Here is a 19,187-nt window from a genome sequence, read left to right on the forward strand (position 1 = left end):
CGGGCCTGTCAAGGATATCCCTCATCACAATCGATAAATCGCATAACGCGGCGGTCGACACTTGTCGCCGCCGCGTTACCGTTTAAAGCCCAAACCGTCCCAGGACAGGCCGCATCGCCCATCCAGGACGCCAAAGGCCAAATCATTGACGCGGGGTGGAGCAGCCCGGTAGCTCGTCAGGCTCATAACCTGAAGGTCGTCAGTTCAAATCTGGCCCCCGCAACCAACGATACTGACAAACCCGTCGCTCCAGCGGCGGGTTTTGTCGTTCTAGCAGCCTGCCAACCGCTTGCTGCCAGGTCCAAGCGAGGATCGTGCCGAGCTCCCCGTGCAGCGTCGCAAACATCTCGCCCCGCTCCCGCCCCCGGCGTCAGCACGATCGCCGCGATCAGCACCCACACCGCTCCCGCCCGCCTCAGGCCGCGCGGCGGGCATGGTTTAGAGCTCCCGACTGGGCCGCTCCTGTTCGCGTAGAGGCTCGCCGCGCTTCGCAGAAGGTCGGCGGGTGCCGATAGGGGCGTCGGCGAGCAACAGCGCGAAGGTTCGCGCCATCGATCGAGCCCCGCCATCTGCCGATCGTTGAGGCCGTCATGGTCGAGAAGCAGCGCATGGGCCAGCGCCGCCTGCCACATCGGAAACATCCGTGCGCGCTCAGTGCTGAGCCGATAGGCGCCGACGTAGCGGGCCAGGCTCAGCGGAAATCCCGTGCTGCTTGAACTGCTGGAGAAAGTTCTCGCCCGCATTTCGCTGGTCGATGCCCTATACCGACGAAAGAACGGCGATCAGTGCGGCGCCGATCATCATCGTCAGATCATCGAAGCGGTGGCTCGCGGGGACACGACAGGTGAGATCGCTCAGATGAGCGAGCATCTCGACGATCTCGAGAGCCGGCTCGTGCTCGATGAGGCTCAGGGCGAAAGCCATAACCTGACTGCGGAGCTGGAGCGCTTTTCGGCGCGCTCTTAAAGTGGCGTGGAGCAAGCCGCAGCGTCCACGGCCAGCCGAGAAGCGCGCTCATTCCAATCGATCACGAATGTCCGGCTCAGGGCAGAAGCTTCGACGTCGGCCCTTGACGCATCGCGCTCGGGTCCGTGGCGCTGTCTCAAAGATCGCAACGGAATGGTGGGAACCGTAACTCGGTTCCGGCTGCTCGCCTCATCAGCTCAATACAGAATCGCAGCACCTCAGGCAGGGTTTCTGCAACCTGCTCGATCAGCCACGCCACGCATCGCGTGAGAGCCCTCATGCGATTGACCGCATGCTGGACAGCTCCGCAGAATTCGTTTTGTCCGCGCCTGCTGGATCTGCCGTGCTGCTGACGTCTCGTCCGTCCCTACGGGTAGTCCAGTGGCAGGACTCTTATCGCGATTTCGCAGACTGGATTGGACGCCCCGATGTGACTGCGCCGTTGCTCAATCTGAAATTTTCGATGCCCCATGTAAGATGAAACCGTTGATTGAGGCTACGAGAGAACGAAAACGCCGATCGCCAGTGTCGCGAGGGTGAGCGGCGCGCCGATCCTGAAATAGGTCCAGAAATCGATGGTGATGCCGTCCTTGGCGGCACGCTCGGCGACGATCAGGTTGGCGACGGAGCCCAGCAGCGTGAAATTGCCGGCGAGCGTCGAGGCCATCGCCACGACGAGCCAGGCGCGCTGGGGATCGTGCAGATGCTCGATGAAGGGCTTCAGCACGAGAACCGCCGGGACGTTGCTGACGAGGTTGGACAGGATCGCCGTCACGCCGGTCAGGATCGCGGTGTTGCCGAGGTCGAGGCGGGCGGCCTGCGCCAGCAGGTCGGGCGTCAATACGGCGTGCTCGAGCCCCCGCACCACGACGAAGAGCCCGGCGAACATCAGCAGGAGCGGCCCGTCGATCTCGGCATAGACCTTGCGCGGTTCGATCCTGCGGGTGAGCAGCAAGAGCGCCGCGACGCAGATCGCCACTTTCGCCACCGCCTGGCCGAGGAAGAACAGAACGATCATCGCCACGGACACCAGCGCCGCCTTCGCCGCGAGCCAGCCGTGATAGTGAGCGGGAACGGTGACGCTGCGCAGCGCCTGCCGCGTCATGTACTCACGCGGATTGAGCAGGAGCACGAACAGGATCGTCACCAGCAGCCCCAGCGCCGCGACCGGCAGCAGCGCGCCGGTGAAGGCGCCGTAGGAGATGCCCGAGAGATTGCCGATGATCATGTTCTGGGGGTTGCCGGTGATCGTCGCCGTCGAGCCGACATTCGAGGCGAGCGCCACCGCGATGAGATAGGGCACCGGATTGCGGTCGAGCGCGCGGCTCAGCGTGATGACGATCGGCGCCATCACCAGGCAGATCGCATCGTTGACGAGGAAGGCGGAGAGCACGCCGGTCGTCATCACCACGACCGCAAGCAGCAGCACCGGATGCCGCGCCCGGCCGGCGGCCCAGCCGGTCACCATGCGGAAGAAGCCCGAGAGCCGCAGATTGGCGACGACGATCATCATGCCGAGCAGCAGCGTGATGGTGTCGAGGTCGATCGCCCGATAGGCGTCCTCGAGCGAGAGCACGCCGCAGCCGACCATGAGCGCGGCGCCGATCAGCGCCGCTCCCGCCCGGTCGACCCGCAAGCCGGGCATCCGGCCGATCGCAATGGCGACATAGGTCACGAGGAAGATCGCGATCGCGAGGATCTGTGTCGCGTTGAGGCCCCAGCCGGTCATGTGAGATCAGGCCATTCTCTCTCGCGCCGCCGGCACCGGACGGGCGCCGTGGTCGGTCGGCGGCTCATAGCCGCGCGTCTCCGGCATGGCAACGAGATAGAGGACGAGGCCGCAGGCCGCGATGGCCGCGAGCGTGACGAAGGCGGTGGAATAGCCGGCGGTGACGATGATCACCCCCGCCAGCGAAGCGGAGAGCGAGGCCCCGACGCCCTGGACCGTCGCGACAGCCCCTTGCGAGACGTTGAAGCGGCCGGTGCCGCGCGTCAGGTCCGCCACCACGATGGGAAACAGCGCGCCGAAGATGCCGGCGCCGACGCCGTCGAGCGCCTGCACGGCGACAAGCCAGAACGGGTTGTCCGAGACGACATAGAGCGCGCCGCGCAGCGCCAGCACGCCGAAGGCGACGAGGAAGATCGGCTTGCGGCCCCAGTCATCGACCTTGGCGCCGACCATGATCGCCATCGGCACCATGACGCATTGCGCCGCGACGATGCAGATGGCGATCAGCGAGGTCGCCTGTTCCTTGCCGGCAACGCGGGTGAGCAATTGGCCGACGGAGGTGAGCATCGCGGCATTGGAGAGGTGGAAGATGGCGCAGAGCAGCGCGAACAGCATGAGATGGCGGTTCTGCAGCAGGGCCTTGAGGCCAGAGGGCTTCTCGTCGTCGACGGCTTCGTCGAGACCGCGGGCGAGATCGTCGTCGATCTCCTTCTCCGGCACCATCAGCATGGCGCCGATGCTGAGGACCGCGAGCACGGCCATGAGCCAGAACACCACGATCGGCCCGAAGAAATAGGCGGTCGCGCCTGCGATCGCGGCCGAGGCCGCATTGCCGAGATGGTTGAAGGCCTCGTTGCGGCCGATGCGCTTGGAGAACAGCTTCGGCCCGACGAGGCCGAGCGTGATCGCAGCCAGCGCCGGCGGGAAGATCGCGCCCGCGATCGCGGCGACCGATTGCGTGCCGACGACCAGGTAGAAATTGCTGATGAAGGGAAGCGCCAGGCACGACAGCGTGACCGCGATCGCGGAGGCGATGACGATCGCCGGCTTGTGGCGACCGTTGTCGATCAACGCTCCGGCCGGGGTCTGGGCGAGCAGGCCGACGATGCCCGCGATGGTCATGACGAGACCGACGGTCGCCTCGTTCCAGCCCTGCTCCGGGCCGCGCACGGCGATCAGATAGATCGCGAGATAGGGCCCCAACCCGTCGCGCACGTCGGCGAGGAAGAGGTTCAGAGCGTCGAGCCCGCGCAGGGCCTGCCGGGACGGCGAGCGTTCGCCCGATTTCGCTGAGGTGCCGGACTGGCTTTGCGTGGGCATCGGAGCGTCTCGCGGCAGGAGATGGGGATAGGGGCGAAGAGACCGTCCGGCATGCGCCGGACGGGGTCATGGCGAGGAAGTCTTTCGACGGCGCTCCCACACGATGTGGAAACGGTCATCCCCGGCCATCGGCCACCGACCAATCTGACCGAGGTCGCTCGATTCCGTGAACTCCTGGTCTCGCTGCGCGAGCGGATCGGACGCGCGATCCGCGCAGCCTCGAGATTTGCGTGGAAGACAGGCTTTGCGCCAAAGCCGCGGGCGTTTTCAAGCTGCTTGATCGGCTCGATTGAAGATCGGCAAACCGAGCTCGACCAGTGTCAAAAAAGCAAGCTCTGCTTTTGCCGATGTTCCGGCCGGCCGGAGGCGCCGGCACAGACCGTGCGATCGATGCTGTATCCGGTTGCACTCTTGCGAGCGATCCGTATCGAGGATCAATCGCTTCGGTATTTGCATTTCTGCTCAACACCGACACCCCCCATGCTCGTCGTCCGATTGGGAAAACCGATCGGCGATGTCTGCCATAAAGGCTTGAGCAGGGAGGTTTCATGTTTCGTAAGTTCGTGACGGCTGCATTTGGGCTCGGTTTGGGATTGGGGGGAGCGGCTCACGCGCAAACCATGCAGGAACCGCTCGCCCTACGGGCGATGGGTTCGTTCCATGTCGGCGGAAAACTCGTCGAAATTTCAGGACGCCAGGTCAAGGAAGTCGTCTTCACGCCTGGTGGCACACCGGCCAAGGTCGATCCGAACGGCACCTATCAGACCGGCCAGATGTATGTTCAGTATTTTCTGCCGCAGAAGGAGCGGGGCAAGGTGCCTCTGCTACTCTGGCATGGCGGGGGCATGACCGGCGTGAATTTCGAGACGACGCCCGATGGCCGGGAGGGCTGGCTCGAGTTTTTCCTGCGCAAGGGGTGGTCGGTCTACAACTCGGACGCGGTGGAGCGTGGGCGTTCGAGTTGGGCGATGTATCCGGACGTCATCCCCGGAGAGCCGCTCTTCCTCACGACCGCGAACCCGTTCGAGCGCTTCCGCATCGGGGAGCCGGCGGGCGGCTTCAACCCCGACCCCGCCAAGCGCAAATACCTGCCGGGCAGCCAGTTTCCGGCCGAGGGCTACGACAATTTCGTCAAACAGATCGTGCCGCGCTGGACCAGCACCGACCAGATGATCATCGATGCCTATATCGCCGAGGTCGACAAGGTCTGCCCCTGCGTGATCGCCTTCCACAGCCAGGCGGGGCAGTTCGGCTTTAAGGTCGCGCAGGCCCGCCCCGACAAGGTCAAGGCGCTTGTCGCGGTCGAGCCTGCGGGTATCGGCGACCCGGCCAAGGCCGATGTTCTGAAGGACATCCCGGTACTGATGCTGTTCGGCGACTATATCGAGCAGGATTCGCGCTGGCCGACGATCCGCAAGACCGCGACCGATTTCGGCGATCGCATCAAGGCGGCCGGCGGCTCGGTCGATGTCGTGAATCTTCCTTCCGTCGGCATCAAAGGCAATTCGCACATGATGATGATGGACAAGAACAATCTGGAGGTCGCTCAGCTGATCGACGACTGGTTGGCCAGGAAGGGCCTTGCCAAATAGGGGCTCAAGGTAAGCTCGGCGACCGGGCTTCGCCTCCCGGCCGCGCCTTTCGGGGCGGCCGGACAAGCGCAAAGCGGCGCCGCCGAACCCATAGGCCGGTTCCGGCCCGCATCGACCAGCGGCGACGCGTCAGCGCGTGCGCTGGTCGACACATCTCAATGCTTCAGGACCTGTCTGAAGAATGCATGGGCCCGTTCGGTTTGCGGGTGGTCGAAGATGCGATTTGGCGCGCCTTCCTCGACCTTCCGGCCGTCGGCCATGAAAACGACGCGGTCCGCCACCGTGCGCGCGAAGCCCATCTCGTGGGTTACGACCAGCATCGTCATGCCGGTGTCGGCGAGTTCCAGCATGACGTCGAGCACCTCCTTGATCATCTCGGGATCGAGCGCCGAGGTCGGCTCGTCGAACAGCATGATCTTCGGCTGCATGCACAGCGCCCGCGCGATGGCGACGCGCTGCTGCTGCCCGCCTGAGAGCTGAAGCGGGAATTTCCGTGCCTGCTCGGGAATATGGACGCGCTCGAGGTAGTTCATGGCCAGAGCCTCGGCTTCCCGCCGGCGCGTGCCGCGCACCAGCATCGGCGCGATCGTCAGATTCTCCAGGATGGTCAGATGCGGAAACAGGTTGAAGCTCTGGAAGACCATGCCGACTTCGCGGCGGATCGCCTCCAAGCCGCGGGTGCGCCCGTCAAGCTCGACGCCATTGGCGACGATGCGGCCTGCATGATGGCTCTCGAGGCCATTAATGCAGCGGATGAGTGTGGATTTTCCGGAGCCCGAGGGGCCGCAGATGACGATCTTCTCGCCGGTGGCGACCTCGAGATCGACATCATGCAGGACCTGGACGGAGCCATACCATTTGCACAACCCCTGGATGCTGACGGCAAGCGATGGCGCTTGGCGTGCCTCTTCCACATGATTTGCGAGAGCGCTCACGAGACATACCCCTTGTTCATCCGGCGTTCCATCAGGCGCGCATAGATCGAAAGCGCGAAGCCGAAGGCGAAGTAGACGAAGCCGGCGAAGGTGTAGGCTTCGACATAGTATTTCCGCCAGACCGGGTCCTGCATGACTGCCGTTGTTGCAGTCAGGATGTCGAACAGGCCGATGATCATCACGAACGACGTATTCTTCATCGCGGCGATGACATGGTTCATGATGGCCGGAAAGGCGATGCGCAGAGCCTGAGGCAGGATGATGCGGCCGGTCATCTGCCAATAGCGCAGGCCCAGGGCCTTGGCGGCTTCATATTGCCCCTCCGGCACGGCCTGCAGGCCTCCGCGGATCGTCTCGGCCTGGTAGCAGGCGAAGAAGATCGCGATGCCGATGGTCACGCGCAACAGCTTGTCGACGTTCGTGCCGGCCGGCAGGAACAGCGGGAAGACATTGACCGCGACGAAAAGGATCGTGATCAGCGGCACCCCGCGCAGCGTTTCGATCAGCACGACGCTGACGGAGCGCAGCAGCGCCAGATGCGAGCGCCGGCCGAGCGCGAGCAGCACCGCGATCGGGAAGCCGAGGATCACGGTTCCGGAGAACATGATCATCGTCAGGGCGAGGCCGCCCCATTCGGTGGTCGGCACGATGCGCAGCGGCCCGATTCCACCATACATCAGCGCGCCGATGACGAAGACGGCGATCGTCCAGAGCGGGACCAGCAGGCGCAGCGACCAGAACCGCGGCGTCAGCGTGACGATGACGGTGATCAGGTAGATGGCCACGGCCAGGGTCGGGCGCCATTGCTCGTCGAATGGGTAGAGCCCGAACAGGATGACCCGGTGCTTTTCCGCGATCACCGCCCAGCAGGCGCCGACAGCATCGCGGCAACTCTCAGGCCCGGTGGAGACGAACACGGCATCGAAGATCGCCCAATTCGCGATCTTGACACAGATCGGTACCACCAGAGCCAGGGTCGCAAAGCTCAACAAGATGTGGAACGGCGAAGGCCATACGCGCTCGCGGAGCCACCAGTCGAGAGCGTTGCGGCGGCCGCTCACCAGCGGCTGAAGTGTATTGGCCATCTCAGCGCCCCTTCAACGCAACGCGGCTGTTGTAGAAGTTCATGAGCAGCGAGGTGATCAGGCTCAGGGTGAAGTAGATCAGCATCATGATCGTGACCATTTCCATCGCCTGTCCGGTCTGGTTCATGACGGTGTTGCCGATGTTCACGAGTTCGGGATAGCCGATGATGACGCCCAGCGAGCTGTTCTTGGTCAGGCTGAGGAACTGGCTCGACAGCGGCGGCACGATCACGCGCAGCGCCTGCGGCAGGACGATGCGGGTCATGATCGAAAATGGGTGCAAACCGAGCGCGCGTGCCGCCTCGACCTGGCCTTTCGGCACAGCCTGAATGCCTCCGCGAACGATCTCGGCGATAAAGGCGCCGGTGTATATCGTCAGGCCGATGGCCAAAGCGAAGAACTCGGGCGAGAGCGTCAAACCACCCGTGAAGCCGAAACCACGTCGCTGCGGGATATCGGGCGTGAACTGGGCGCCCGTTACGAGCCAGGTCAGAAGCGGCAGCGCGACAAGCACGGCCAGCGCCGGTACGATCGGTTCGACATATCGCCCCGTGCGCTCGCCATAGCGGCGTGCCAACCGCGCCGCGGCGAATGCGGAAAGCACGGCGACGCCGAGAGCGATCATGATCGTCCCGCCGGAGGTGCCGAAGCCGGGCAAGGGTACTGTCAACCCGCGGTTGCTGATGAAGCCGATGCCGAGCAGATCATGCGCCTGCCGCGGCGGCGGCAGGTTGCGGATGATCGAAGACCACAGCAGGACATGCAGGATGATCGGCACGTTCCGGGCCAGCTCCACATAGGTGCCGGCGAGCGTCGAAATCACCACATTGCGCGAGGCCCGGGCCACGCCCGCGGCGACGCCGAGCACAGTGGCGAACACGATGGCGACCGCGGCGACGCGGAGGGTGTTGAGTACGCCGACCAGCAAGGCTCGGCCATAGGTATCGCTGGCACTATAGGGGATCGGCGACTCGCCGATATTGAACCGCGCCAGCTGCTCCAGGAAGCTGAAGCCGGTGGCGATGTTCTGCCGCTGGAGGTTCTCGGAGACGTTGCTGTAGAGCGCATGGATGCCGAGCGCGAGCAAGATTGCGAGGCCGGCCTGATAGATCAAGCCCCGTGTGAAAGGGTCGCCCCAGCTCAGCCTGCGGCGCGGCGGTTTTGCGGCCTGCCGGGCGCGTATATCGGCCCGTGTCGGCCCGCTGGCCGCGAGGCTCCGGTCAATGCTCGTCATGTCTTGTTACCCCGCGGCGCGGACGCGTCACTTGACCGGGAGCCCGTAGAGCAGTCCGCCCTCGGTCCAGAGCTTGTTGTGTCCGCGCGGCAGCGGCAGTTTCGTCTTGTCGCCGAAGTGGCGCTCGTAGATGTCCCCGTAGTTGCCTACGGACTTGACGACCCAGTAGAGCCATTTCTTGTCGAGCCCGAGCTTGGGGCCGTAATCACCGGTGACGCCGAGAAGGTCCTGGACATAGGGGTCCTTGGACTTCGTCATCTCGTCGACATTGGCTTGGCTTACCTTGTTTTCTTCGGCCTCCATCAGGCCGTACATCACCCATTTCACGATGTCGTACCATTGGTCGTCACCGTGACGGACGGCGAGTGCGAGCGGCTCCTTGGAGAAGGTCCCTTCGAGGATGACATGCTCCTCAGGCTGCGGCGCGTCGTACATCCGTACGCCCGGCAGCGCGTCGCGATCCTTGGCGAGTGCATCGCAGCGGCCGGCGACATAGGCGCTGGCGAGCTCCTTGTTGTTCTCGATCACGATCGGCGTGTATTTGAGCCCATGCTGGGTGAAGAGCCTGGCGACGGCCTGTTCGGTCGTGCTGCCGGGCGCCATGCAGATGGTGGCGCCGTTCAGATCCTCGACCGTCTTCACGCCGGCATCCTTGCGGACCATGAAGCCGAGGCCGGTATAGAAGACCGGCGGCGAGAAGTTGAGTCCGAGCGCGGTATCGCGCGTCAAGGTCGCCGTCGTATTGCGCGCCAGCACGTCGACTTCGCCGGCCTGAATAGCGGGGAATCGTTGCTGGCTCGACAGCGCGACGAAGCGGACCTTTTCACCGCTGCCGAAGATCGCCGCACCGAGCGCCCGACAAAGATCGACCTCGAAGCCGGACCAGCGCCCCTTGTCGTCGGGAGCGGCGAAGCCGTAGCGGCCCGGATGGGCGCCGCAAAGGACTTCGCCGCGCTCGCGAATGGCCTTGAGCGTGTCGCCCTGGCCAGCCTCGGCCGGAAGAATGGCGGTGCAGAGAAGGGCGGCGATGGCGCCGGCGAAACCGAATGCGAAACGCATATTCTGACTCCCCTTGTTATGAAGCGGCCCTGCGGAGCGCGGCGACCAGCGACGCCGCCATCCGCATGTCCCTGCGCATAGGCGTGCGAGATTCCTCGTTCAGCGAGCGAGCCGCTCGAAACCCCGTTCGAGATCGTCGATCAGGTCGGAAACGTCCTCGAGGCCGACATGCACGCGCATACACTGGCCGGGTTCGCGCCAGGTCGTGGCTGAACGCAGGATGCGCGGATCGGTGGGAAGCAGCAGGCTTTCATAGCCGCCCCAGCTCGATCCCATGCCGAACAGGCGCAGACCGTCGACCATCGCCGCCAGCCGCCGGCGTTCCGTCTCGCGGATGACGAAGCCGAACAGCCCGGACGCGCCGGTGAAATGCGTCCTCCAAAGTTCGTGGCCGGGGTCGGTCTGGAGGGCCGGATACATGACGCGCGTCACTTCGGGCCGATTTGCAAGCCAGTTGGCCAGTTCGAGCGCGTTGGCGTGGTGCTGCCGCATCCTGACCGAGATGGTGCGCAGACCTCGTTGCGCGAGATAGGCATCGTCCGGGCCGACACAGATGCCGAGCCGCTGCGCGAACCCTTTCACGCGCTCATAGCTCGTCTCGGAGCACGAGATCGTGCCGAGCATCAGGTCGGAATGACCTGAAATATATTTCGTGCCGGCCTGGACGGAGATGTCGACGCCCAGCGTCAGCGGCTTGAAGAAGACGCCGCCGGACCAGGTGTTGTCGACGACGGTTACGATGCCTCGCGGCCTGGCCGCGGCCACGATGGCGGTGATGTCCGTCATCTCGAACGTCAGTGATCCAGGCGCCTCCATCCAGATCAGCCGCGTGTTCGGCTTGATCAGCCTGTCGATGCCGGAGCCGACCAGCGGATCGTAGAATTCGACCTCGACGCCGAAGCGGCGCAGGACGTCGTTACCGCAGTGACGACAGGGCCCGTAGACATTGTCGGCGATCAAGACGTGATCGCCGGGATCCAGATGGGCGAGCAGCGTCGTGGAAATGGCATTGGCGCCGGACGGGGTAAGCACTGTGCCGGCCGCCTCTTCCAGCGCCGAGACCGCATCCTCCAGCGCGAAGGTCGTCGGCGTTCCGCGCCGACCGTAGCGGACCTTCGCTTCGGCCTTGGCGTCGAGCGCCGCCAGCGTCGGAAACAGGATGGTGGAGGCATGAAACACCGGTGGATTGACGACGCCGAAATGCGCCGAGGGATCGCGCCCGGCATGGCAGATGACGGTATCCGGGCCGAGCCTGCGGTTCCGGTGGCCGTCCGTCGCGGCGGCGGGCTGGCTCGAGGCGATGTCGGATGGGGGCGAAAGGCTCATGCGTCACTCTTTCCTGACGAGCCGATGCGAGCACGGACAGAAGCGCGCGCTTCTCGACATTCGGCATGTAAATGCATACAATTGCATTTTACAGAGTGCAATCAAATTTATCGCGGCCTTTCCTTCTGTCGCTGTGCGTCGCCTGTTCAGGCGGCGTCCTTTTGCATAGGAAGGAAGAAGCTGATCGGGCTGCGGTCGGGGTGCGGCATAACGGAGCCGAAGACAGACGATGACCAAGTTGCCGAAAAGGGCGTCGACCGGAGGTCGCGACCTCGTCTTTGATGCGTATGAGCGCATCCGCGCCCTCATTCAGAAGGGCGAACTCGCCATCGGCGAGCGCGTGACGGAGATCGGCCTGGCAACGATCCTGGGCATGTCGCGGACCCCGGTGCATGAAGCCATCGCCAGGCTCGAGACCGATGGCCTGCTGACCAACGAGCCGCGCCGCGGCCTGATCGTCACCGATCTCGACCATCAACAGATTGTCGAGCTCTACTTCATGCGCGAAGTGCTCGAAGGCGCCGCGGCGCGGCTGACTGCGCAGGCGGCCAGCGAGATCGAGCTTGCTACGTTCGCGGGGCTTGTCGAGGCCGAGGCTGGCGCCCTGGATGACGTCCAGCGGATGTCCGAGATCAACCGCAATTTCCGCCATCTGCTGGCCCTGTCATCGCATAATCGCTACCTGCTGCGCAGCCTCAACCAGCTCTCGGTCACGATGTCGCTGCTGCCGACGCTGATCGGCGAGAACGGCCGTGCGGCCGTATTGCATCGGCAGCACCGCGAGATAACCGAAGCATTGCTGCGCCGGGACGGGCTGGCTGCGGAAAGCCTGATCAAGGCTCAGGTGCGCTCGTCGCAGCAGCATCGCATGAGCATCATGCTGCGCGCCCATGCGAGCACGGGTACGCGCGGTTGAGCGGCGGTCATGCCGGCGCATGCCGCGGTTTCATCAGCTCAGCGCTTCCGCGACATGCCGCCTGTATCCGTCACGACCAGCGAGACGCTCGCGATAGGCCGCCAGTGACGGCAGATCGGGACGGGCTAGCGGGACGAGGAACCAGCGGTGGACAGCGGGCGCCAGGGCGATGTCCGCCAGTGTCAGGGACGGGCCGGCGAGATAGTCGTTTGCTTGGAAATGTCGGTCGAGCAGCGCGGCGTGGGCCGTCAACGCCTTGAGAGCCGCTTCCGCCGCCGCCGCGTCCTCGGCCTTCAAGGCGGTTCGGATCTTGCCCATCGCCGGCACGAAGGCGGTGGCCCCCCAATCCATCCACTGGTCGGCGCTCGCACGTCCTGCCGCGTCCGGCGGCCAGATCGCCCCCTTGCCGTAGCGATTGCCCAGGTAGCGCAGAACCGCATTCGATTCCCAGACGACGGCGCCATCATCGACGACGGTCGGCACCTTCCCATGCGGGTTGAACGCGCGGTAATCGATCGTATCCGTGCCGCCGAACCGCCCGCCGCATGCGATCAGCTCGTAGCCCACCCCGAGCTCGTCGAGGGCCCAGAAGGCCTTCGCGCAATTCGATGAATCGCGGCGTCCGTAGATTTTGAGCATCGTCTTCATCCTTGCTGGGTCGCGGTCATGATGCCTTCGATGCTGGGCGCCTGATCGAGCGCGAGAATGGCGCGGAACAGGCTGCGAGCGCGCTCCTCGCCCAGGCTCGCGCCGGCGCAATCGACGAACTTGGCCTCCAGCTCGTCGTCCGACATCGGATTGAGCGGCCCGCGGCCGAGCTCGGTCGAGGCCGAGGCCTCGACGACGCGTCCGTCGCCGAGCGTGACCTTGACGCGGCCGAGATATTCGTTCGGCTCGTCATGGGCGATGGACCGAGTCAGAGCGGCAAGGGACGCCGTATCGGCGTCGAGGAAGGTGCTGTCGTCGAAGTCGCCGAGGCGGACGATGCCGGCCGTCAGCGCCTTGGCGGTCAAAAATTGGACGCTGAACTTCGCTTCGAGCCCGGTCTTCGGCCGAGGACGATCGGTGTGGGCGAGCCGGCGCCGGTGGGTCCAGGTCTCGATCGCCGTGATCTCACCGGACCTGAAGGGGCCGTGCCGGCGGTGCAGGGTCAATGCCGCATCGATGGCGGAATGTGCGCTGCCGCAGCAGGGGTGCTGCTTGATCGCAATGCCGGGCGAGAGAACGTCCGGCGAAGTCAGCCAGTCGCCAAGCGCCCTCTGCGGATCGAAGGTTCCGGCGCCGTTCAACACGTTGAAGAAGCCGTATTCGTGTTCGAAGGCTGAATGGCTGGCCGTGACGCCCTGCTCGGAGAGTGTTGCAGCGAGCAGCCCGTTATAGGCGGCCTGACCGACATGGAGGGGCTTGATCGGCGTCCCGAAATTGGACTTGAGGCCGCTTGCCATCGATACCGCGATCGCCAGTGCCGTGGCCATGCGCTCCGGATCGAGGCCCAGCAGATGGGCGCTCGCCGTGGCGGCGCCGAATACGCCGAGCGTGGCGGTCGGATGCCAGCCTTTCTCGTAGTGATGCGGCATCACCGCCCTGGCGAGCCGCAATTCCAGCTCGACGCCTGCGAGATAGGCCGACAGGACAGCTCGTCCGGAAGAGCCGCGATCCTGCGCGAGGGCAAGCAGCGCGGGCACGACCGGCGCCGAAGGGTGACCACCCATGGTGGTGCTGCAATCGTCGAAGTCGAGGGCATGCGCTGCCGTACCGTTGATGACAGCGGCCTGCAGCGGGTGGCAGCGCCCGGGGCGGCCGATCTTGGTCGCGGGGCCGGCATCGGCGGCAATCTCCAGCGCTCGCTCGATGCCGTCAAGAAAGCCTGCCCGGCATCCGGCCAGCGCGGTCCCGATCGTATCTGCGAAGGCGCGCGCCGCCACGCGGCCCGCTTCCGGCGGCATCGTATCGAGCGTTATGGCGCTGGCGCGCCTTGCAAGTTCGAATGCGAAGCTCATGGAGTCCTCGTCGCTCAAAAGGCTGGGCCGGGCCGGTCAGACGCAGCTGGATTCTTGGATCAGCGCGGTCAGTTCACGGACGCTGTCGAGATCTTCGAGCCGCATGAGCATGTCGAAGCTGGCTTCGATTCCTGCGGCCGTCAGCGCGCGGCCGGCGCAATCGGTGTATTTCGCCCGCAACATGCCGTCCGGCAGCGGGGCTTCCGGCCCACGGCCGAGAGGGGAAGACACCGACGCAGCGAGTCGGGTGCCGTCGTTCAGGACGACGACGATTTCAGCGCCATAGTCGTTGGCGTCGTCGCTATGCTCGTCTACGCCGATGAGTTCCATCACGCGCGTGACCTGCGGATCGTAGAGCGCGTCATCCTCGAAATGCGAAAGCGTCACGGCGCCGTTCACCAACCCTCGCGCGACCGCGTAGGGCATCGAAAACTTGGCGTTGAGCGCGCTGGTCGCGGGGTTGCGTACATGCGGCAGCAGGCGCCTGCGGTGCATCCGCACTGTCACCGCGGCGATGCTGTCGGCGGTCAAACTCTCGCGGCGCCGGAGTTCGATGGCGGCATCGATCGCACCATGCACGCTGTAGACGCACGGGTATTTCTTGATGGAAATCCCCGGCGCCAGCAGATCGAGCGGCTGCCCCCACGCTTCCAGCATGCGATCCGCGTTGAAATGGCCCGTGCCGTTGAAGACCTCGAGAAATCCCTGGGGATGCTCGAAGGCTTCTGGCGAAGCCGGCACGCCTCCTGCGGCGAGAAGAGCGGCGAACAGCCCGTTGCGCGCGGCAAAGCCGGCATGCAGCGGCTTGGTCTGCGTGCCGAAATTCGCTTTGACGCCGCTGGCGAAGGATGCGGCCGTCGCCAGCGCATGGGCGAGCCTATCGGCGGGGAGGGCGAGCAGCCTCCCGCAGGCCGCAGCCGCGCCGAATATTCCGAGCGTGGCCGTCGGATGCCACCCCTTCTCGTAGTGATGGAAATTGACGCCTCGCGCGATGCGGGTCGCGGTCTCGACACCGACGATATAGGCGTCGAGCAGCTCGGCTCCTGTCGCGTCGCGCTGCTCGGCGAGGGCCAGCAGTGCCGGGATGATGATGACGGTCGGGTGGCCGGAGAGCGATTTGCTCGTGTCGTCGTAATCGAGCGCGTGGCCGGACGTGGCGTTGACATAGGCTGCTTCGAGGCGGCCGATCCGTGCCTTACGGCCGAGCACGAGGCAATCCCCGGCATTCGGTGAGGTGGCCAGCGCGATGTCCGTCGTCGCTGTCCGTGCGCCCAGCAGGGCGCAGCCGATCATGTCCGCGATGGCGTCCTTGGCCCATTTGCGAGCCATCGGATCGAAGCTGTGCGGATCGAGGGCAACGGAACGCTCCGCAATGTGCTGGACCAGCATCCGCAATTCTCCGAGAGACCAGATGGTGACGACAACCGTGTGTGCCGTACCGATATGCGCGGCAGGGCGCGTCTGTCTACTTCTGCATGCAAATGAATTCAATAGAGCTCAATTTGTCGCGAACAGGCAGCTGCCGCGCTCGGTAACGATGTGTCGGAGGGCGCAGTCGGGCGGGGGCTCGGCCTCGGGAGGCGGGGCCGCCGAGTTGATCGCGAGAAGCGGCCCGTGGCGCGTCAGGAGCGGCTGGCCAGTGACACCACTCGCGGAAAGCATGCGGACAGTCGAACATGCGCAACGCCATGCCGCCTTGCAGCCGATGTGCGGCCGGCGCGGCGTCGGCAAAGGCGCAGGATCGCAAGGCGCGATCCTGCCAGGCCCGATAACGTCAGGCGTTTGCGGCGTTTCAGATCGACATGTTCGCGCTCTTGACCAGCTCTGCCCAGCGCCTGGATTCGGCACGCATCATCTCGGCGAAGGCTGCCGGCTCGTTGCCGATCGGCTCCGCGCCTTCGTTGCGCAGGCGCTCCTTGATCGTGTCGTTGTTGATCGTGCTGACCGTGGCGTCACGAAGAGCCTTGACGATGGACTCCGGGGTGCCCTTCGGCACGACGAGCCCGTACCAGGCCGTTGCCCGGTAATCCGGCCAGCCGAGTTCGGCCACGGTCGGAGTCTCGGGGAAGAGCTTGGTGCGCTGCGGGCTTGTGACGGCCAGCAGCCGCACGGACTTGCCCTCAATCAGACCAAGCACCGACGGAACGGTCGTCACCATGAAGTCGGTCTGTCCGGCGAGGAGGTCCGTCAAAGCTGGCCCGGCCCCGCGATAGGGAACGTGGACCGCATCGAATCCTGCAGTCCTGGCGAGCAGGACGGTGGCGAGATGGCTCGCCGAACCGTTGCCGGCAGAACCGTAGGTGAGCTTCCCGTTGTTCTTCTTCGCGTGATCGATCAGGTCCCGCGCGGTCTGGAACGATGATTTCGATGCCACCACCAACGCGAGCGGCGTATCGGAGATCAGAGTGACCGGATCGAAGGCTGTCAGCGGGTCAACCCGGACATTTTTGAACAGGTGGGGATTGACGACCATGGGTCCCTGGTTGGCCAGCAGGACCGTGTAGCCGTCCGGCGGCGAGGAGGCGGCCTGTGCGGTGATGAGATTGCCACCGGCCGAGCCGTTGTTTTCGACGACCAGGGACTGGCCGAGCTTTTCACCGATGCCCTGCGCAACGAGCCGCGCGATGGCATCGGTTCCGCCGCCTGCCGCATAGGGGACAAGCAACTTCATCGGCCGCGTGGGAAAGGCAGCCTGCGATCGTGCGACGGTGCTGAGCGCGCTCCCTGCCGCCAGAGAAGCCGCGCCCAGAACCAAGCTCCTGCGAGTCAGATGCATCATTCGTCCCTCCCAAAGTCAGGGCGACTGGTGGCCCCGTTATCGGAGCTTCTTTCAACGCAAAGGGCGAATTTGAGAAATGCGATAATTGATCCGATTGATGCGGTATCCCTATCAATTATAGAAAGTTCGATCGCGGGTTCGCATTCCAGGTGTGGATCAGCATGTCCCTGAAGCGTTGGGCCGCAGGTGCAAGGCGCGCTTTCCGCCGCTCGACCAGGCCGATCGTTCGCGATACCGGCGGTGCGCCGATTGCCTTCGTCGCAATGACGGGGTGATCCTGCGGTGGCGTCGCGAGCCGGGGCAGCACCGAGACGCCAAGACCGCGCTCGACCAGTCCGAGCGACGTCGTCAGGTGGTTGACTTCGAACTTGAACGTCAGCCCCACGCCCTCCTTGGCGAGAGCGCTTTCCAGGATCATGCGGTTGCCGCTGGCGCGGCTGACCCCGATGAGCGTCTGGTCGGCAAGATCCTTCCAGGCCAGCTCCTGCCGAGCGGCGAGCGGATGATCACGCCTGCATGCGAGGACGAATGGGTCCTCGACGAGCGGTGTGAAAGCCAGGTCAGGGTCCGAACTGCCGAGAAGATTGATGCCGAATTCGGCTTCGCCCCGTGCCACGCTCTCCAGGCCGTCATTTGCGGACAGATCGAGGATACGAAACCGGATCAGCGGATAGATCGCGCTGAACGACTCGATGGCGCGTGGCAGGAAGTAGAAGGCGGCCGTCGGCACGCAGGCGATGGTGACCTGACCGTACTGCCGCCCGGCGACACCCGTGATGCCGAGCAGAGATTCCTCAAATTCGTCGAGCAGGCGACGGGCCAGCGGCGCGAAGGACCGGCCGACGCTCGTGGGTCCGACTCTGCGCGTCGTTCTTTCCAGCAGCGGCGCGCCGACCGCGGCTTCCAGCGCCTGCACGCGACGGGACAGGGCGGGCTGCGAGATGTTGAGCATCTCAGCCGCTTTGTGAAAGCCGCCCAGCTCGAGCACGGCGAGAAAGGCGCGGATATCGAGCAGTTCAAAATTGATGCGCATTGCCGATCAATGATCGAAATTTTTGCATTTCACAACATGATGGGGGTGGCAGATATCGCTTTTCCAGTTGCCGTCGATCTCGGCGGAAGCTGCTGGAAGGAGCCGCGATGGCGACCCAACTTCGCATTCCATGCACACTCATGCGCGGCGGCACGTCGCGCGGTCCTGTTTTCCTCGCTTCCGACCTGCCGGCCGAACCCACTCTGCGTGGCGAGATTTTGCTGTCGGTCTTGGGGTCGGGCAATGAGCTTCAGATCAACGGGCTCGGTGGCGGCAACCCTCTGACAAGCAAGGTCGCCATCGTGGGGCCATCGACTCACCCCCGCGCCGATGTCGACTATCTCTTCGCCCAGGTGAAGGTCATCGAAAGGATCGTCGACACCTCCCCGAACTGCGGGAACATGCTGTCGACGGTTGCGCCCTTTGCCATAGAGAAGGGACTCGTTCAGGGCCAAATCGGCCGCACACGCGTCGTCATTCACAACGTCAACACCGGCCAACTCATCGCCGCCACGGTGCTGACCCCTGACGGGCGGCCCACTTACGATGGCGACACGGTCATCGACGGCGTTCCCGGCAGCGGCGCGCCGGTCGAACTGGAATTTCTAGGCGTCGCTGGCGCCAAGACCGGAATGCTGTTGCCGACGGGATCGGCCGTCGACAGAATCGACGGCGTCGAAGTCTCCTGTATCGACGCTGCGATGCCTCTGGTCGTGATCGAAGCCACCGCGCTGGGGAAGACCGGCGGCGAGTTGCCGGCGGACTTGGATGGCGACCGGTCGCTCATGAATCGTCTGGAGAGGATCCGACTGGAAGCCGGCAGGCGAATGGGGCTGGGAGACGTGTCCGGCCTCGTCATTCCAAAACCCGTGTTGATCGGGCCGCCGCAGAAAGGCGGTACGCTCACGGCGCGCTACTTCATGCCGCACTCCTGCCACAAGGCTTTCGCCGTGACCGGCGCCGTCGGTCTCGGCACGGCCTGCGGCACGCCGGGCACGCTGGCGCATCGTCTCGTCGGAGAGGTCAGCCTGCCCCGCAGCGTGACGATCGAGCATCCGTCGGGGCGCATCGAGGTCGTCATCGACCGACGGGAAGGCGCAGCCACCGCCGCGGTGCTCAGAACGACAAAGCCTATCCTGGAGGGCATCGCCTTCGCCCAAATTCCGGACCGGCCGGCGCCCCTCGCGGCCTGATGCTCTCTGGGGAGTTTCGT

The 19,187-nt window shown here is 64.7% G+C and carries 15 protein-coding genes, 1 tRNA gene and 1 pseudogene; 5 read left to right on the top strand and 12 right to left on the bottom strand.

The window, feature by feature from the left end:
* The first annotated feature begins 149 nt into the window (after nucleotides 1-149).
* Nucleotides 150-226 (top strand) — tRNA-Met (locus tag GY40_RS12040).
* A gap of 470 nt (nucleotides 227-696) precedes the next feature.
* Nucleotides 697-966 (top strand): annotated as a pseudogene (locus GY40_RS27045) (FCD domain-containing protein); the annotation flags it as partial.
* A gap of 496 nt (nucleotides 967-1,462) precedes the next feature.
* Here the strand turns inward: GY40_RS27045 and GY40_RS12045 are convergent.
* A complete protein-coding gene (locus GY40_RS12045) occupies nucleotides 1,463-2,695 on the bottom strand; it encodes an anion transporter (RefSeq protein ID WP_051987890.1) in 1,233 nt (410 codons plus the stop codon).
* 6 nt (nucleotides 2,696-2,701) lie between these two features.
* Complete coding sequence (locus GY40_RS12050; RefSeq protein WP_038362664.1) at nucleotides 2,702-4,015, bottom strand: MFS transporter; 1,314 nt, start codon at nucleotides 4,013-4,015, stop codon at nucleotides 2,702-2,704.
* 620 nt (nucleotides 4,016-4,635) lie between these two features.
* On the opposite strand from GY40_RS12050, the gene GY40_RS12055 reads away from it, so the two are divergent.
* The gene (locus tag GY40_RS12055; RefSeq protein WP_133561071.1) at nucleotides 4,636-5,607 is read left to right on the top strand and encodes an alpha/beta hydrolase; all 972 of its coding nucleotides are present in this window, start codon (nucleotides 4,636-4,638) and stop codon (nucleotides 5,605-5,607) included.
* 155 nt (nucleotides 5,608-5,762) lie between these two features.
* Here the strand turns inward: GY40_RS12055 and GY40_RS12060 are convergent, their stop codons facing one another.
* From GY40_RS12060 to metC, 5 genes are all read right to left on the bottom strand, one after another.
* Complete coding sequence (locus GY40_RS12060; RefSeq protein ID WP_081925342.1) at nucleotides 5,763-6,542, bottom strand: amino acid ABC transporter ATP-binding protein; 780 nt, start codon at nucleotides 6,540-6,542, stop codon at nucleotides 5,763-5,765.
* Nucleotides 6,539-7,627 carry an amino acid ABC transporter permease gene (locus GY40_RS12065; RefSeq protein WP_051987893.1) on the bottom strand — a complete coding sequence of 363 codons (1,089 nt, stop codon included), beginning with the start codon at nucleotides 7,625-7,627 and terminating at the stop codon, nucleotides 6,539-6,541. The genes GY40_RS12060 and GY40_RS12065 overlap by 4 nt, the downstream gene beginning before the upstream one ends.
* 1 nt (nucleotide 7,628) lies before the next feature.
* Entirely contained in the window at nucleotides 7,629-8,861 is a 1,233-nt protein-coding gene (locus tag GY40_RS12070) for an amino acid ABC transporter permease (protein WP_081925343.1), read from the bottom strand.
* Nucleotides 8,862-8,888: 27 nt separating this feature from the next.
* A complete protein-coding gene (locus tag GY40_RS12075; RefSeq protein ID WP_038362666.1) occupies nucleotides 8,889-9,920 on the bottom strand; it encodes an amino acid ABC transporter substrate-binding protein in 1,032 nt (343 codons plus the stop codon).
* A gap of 99 nt (nucleotides 9,921-10,019) precedes the next feature.
* The gene (metC, locus tag GY40_RS12080; RefSeq protein WP_081925344.1) at nucleotides 10,020-11,246 is read right to left on the bottom strand and encodes a cystathionine beta-lyase; all 1,227 of its coding nucleotides are present in this window, start codon (nucleotides 11,244-11,246) and stop codon (nucleotides 10,020-10,022) included.
* A gap of 229 nt (nucleotides 11,247-11,475) precedes the next feature.
* On the opposite strand from metC, the gene GY40_RS12085 reads away from it, so the two are divergent.
* Nucleotides 11,476-12,162 carry a GntR family transcriptional regulator gene (locus tag GY40_RS12085; protein WP_038362668.1) on the top strand — a complete coding sequence of 229 codons (687 nt, stop codon included), beginning with the start codon at nucleotides 11,476-11,478 and terminating at the stop codon, nucleotides 12,160-12,162.
* Nucleotides 12,163-12,195: 33 nt separating this feature from the next.
* Here GY40_RS12085 and GY40_RS12090 read toward each other — a convergent pair whose 3' ends face one another.
* The 5 genes from GY40_RS12090 to GY40_RS12110 form a co-directional block, all read right to left on the bottom strand.
* On the bottom strand, nucleotides 12,196-12,810 hold the full coding sequence (locus GY40_RS12090; protein WP_197062740.1) for a glutathione S-transferase family protein: 615 nt from the start codon (nucleotides 12,808-12,810) through the stop codon (nucleotides 12,196-12,198).
* Complete coding sequence (locus GY40_RS12095) at nucleotides 12,807-14,162, bottom strand: MmgE/PrpD family protein (protein WP_038362670.1); 1,356 nt, start codon at nucleotides 14,160-14,162, stop codon at nucleotides 12,807-12,809. The genes GY40_RS12090 and GY40_RS12095 overlap by 4 nt, the downstream gene beginning before the upstream one ends.
* Nucleotides 14,163-14,198: 36 nt before the next feature.
* Entirely contained in the window at nucleotides 14,199-15,551 is a 1,353-nt protein-coding gene (locus GY40_RS12100) for an MmgE/PrpD family protein (protein WP_038362672.1), read from the bottom strand.
* A 403-nt stretch (nucleotides 15,552-15,954) separates the two neighbouring features.
* A complete protein-coding gene (locus GY40_RS12105) occupies nucleotides 15,955-16,941 on the bottom strand; it encodes a Bug family tripartite tricarboxylate transporter substrate binding protein (protein WP_038362674.1) in 987 nt (328 codons plus the stop codon).
* A gap of 115 nt (nucleotides 16,942-17,056) precedes the next feature.
* Nucleotides 17,057-17,974, bottom strand: a complete 918-nt coding sequence (locus GY40_RS12110) for a LysR family transcriptional regulator (protein ID WP_038362676.1) — start codon at nucleotides 17,972-17,974, stop codon at nucleotides 17,057-17,059.
* Nucleotides 17,975-18,081: 107 nt separating this feature from the next.
* Here GY40_RS12110 and GY40_RS12115 point away from each other — a divergent pair, with 107 nt between their 5' ends.
* Entirely contained in the window at nucleotides 18,082-19,167 is a 1,086-nt protein-coding gene (locus tag GY40_RS12115) for a 4-oxalomesaconate tautomerase (RefSeq protein WP_081925345.1), read from the top strand.
* Nucleotides 19,168-19,187 lie beyond the last annotated feature (20 nt).

This window comes from Allobosea sp. UNC402CLCol, assembly GCF_000745475.1.
In the GTDB taxonomy this organism is placed as follows: Bacteria; Pseudomonadota; Alphaproteobacteria; order Rhizobiales; family Beijerinckiaceae; genus Allobosea; species Allobosea spartocytisi.